Below are 1,669 nucleotides of genomic sequence, written 5' to 3'. Positions count from 1 at the left end.
GTGCCCATCCAGAAACCCGCATTTTCAGCCAGATTGGCTCACAACCTCCACTCCCGGAGGTGACCTGACTGTCTTCAAAAAATGAAAGCGGCCAAACACTGGCCAGTGTGGCTATTATATGATCAATTAACCCGTATTCAGGCCACGGGCGTGCACCGCACGACTGCCCATGCGCCCTGTTTACAGCTTTTCAGTCGGAACCGGTCGGCTAATCCGGACCGAGTCGCGCCAGCCGCACCAGGTTGTAGCTCAGAGCCGAGGCCCAGACAAATGCCTTGAAGCCATCGTGACCTTTCCACCTTGCCTTCGCGGCGCCGAAGGCCCTTTTCAGCTCCGAGATATTGCCTTCGACGCCGGCTCTGAAATGACGTAATACATGAAAGGTCTTCGACTTCACGCCCATGGCGGTGAGCGATACGCCAACAGGCTTGTGAAACACCACGTGCTTAAGCCCCATGGCGCGTCCGGCCGCGACATTCGCCTGACTGGCGTAGCCGCCATCGGCAACCACGGAACGGGGCAGCTTGCCCAGGACAGACCGATGAAAGTCCAGAACCGGAACAAACAGCGTCTTGTCACCGGGGTTGCCCTCTTCGATGGTTAACGCGGTGATAAAGCCCCCCGTTTCACTGCTCAGGTTAATCTTGTGGCCATATTGCACGTCGCGGAATCCCTTGACGATGATGTCGGTGTGGGATTCAAACAGGCTGACGATCTTGTCCGAGGAAGGAACCCGTTCGCCCTGGATGACACGACGTTCGGTCTGCTCGATCACGCGCGATGTCAGCTCCCTGTAGTGCGACAGAGCGTCCAGCCACTTCCGGCAGGATAGGGAAGTCTTTGCTCCTTCAATGACCTGCTGTCGTCCGCGATCCGCCTGCTTCAATACCCGCCGCGCGATCGTCAGCAAGTCGGGATAGAGCGCGTCCTTGGTCGCCTTTTTCGCGTTGAATATGCGAAACGCCAGTGACTTTGCCGCTTTGCGTTTGTCGGTAAAGCGGACCTTCAGACCGGTTTCGGTTTTGCTTTTGGCCAGCAGCCGACTGATCACACGAACGCCATCATTCAGCAACTGGCTGTCACTGGGCGGAGCGATATGACTGGCCACCACGGTGCTGTCGATGCGCAGTTTATCCAGCGAAATCACATCCTGGCGGATCAGATTACGGGTCATGGCCTGGTGTGCCTGCGCCAGCGTCTCCGGCTTGATGCTGCGGATCGTGGACTGCAGGCAGGACCGGCTGGGCGACAGGTGAGCCGGCAACCGGGCAAAGGTTCGGTAGGTCACCGAATCCGACAGATGAAAGGCGAGCTGTTCATAACTGAACCCCAGTTGCTGCCTTAACACCAGGCAGCGCAAAACACTCTCTGCACTGAGCCCCGTTCGCCCCACGGCCGATACCGAAGTGTCGATCAGATCGGCGGCCACCAGCTCCAGAATCTCGGGTTGCCTGTCCAGGACCTCCGACAGCTTCCGGAGTCTGACGCCATACTCGTGATTCGAGTAATGTTCGAATATACTGACCTGAGCATTGCGGGTCTCTCGCATGCTGGATCCTCTTGGTTGTTGGCTGTTTTTGGTTCGTGCTTAAAACATACCAAAACCAAGAGGATTTTTTTACCCTTCCTCAGAAATATTTACCGAAAATCAGTTGCTTATTAGTTTCTG

At 56.3% G+C, this 1,669-nt stretch carries 1 protein-coding gene; it reads right to left on the bottom strand.

What is annotated here, in order from left to right:
- Positions 1-208: 208 nt before the first annotated feature.
- Positions 209-1,549, bottom strand: a complete 1,341-nt coding sequence (locus NA637_RS24890) for an ISNCY family transposase (RefSeq protein ID WP_256075227.1) — start codon at positions 1,547-1,549, stop codon at positions 209-211.
- Between the last annotated feature and the right edge of the window lie 120 nt (positions 1,550-1,669).

Origin of the sequence: Stutzerimonas stutzeri (assembly GCF_024448935.1) — a bacterium.
GTDB lineage: Bacteria > Pseudomonadota > Gammaproteobacteria > Pseudomonadales > Pseudomonadaceae > Stutzerimonas > Stutzerimonas stutzeri_AO.
This window is presented reverse-complemented; position numbering and strand designations above follow the sequence as displayed.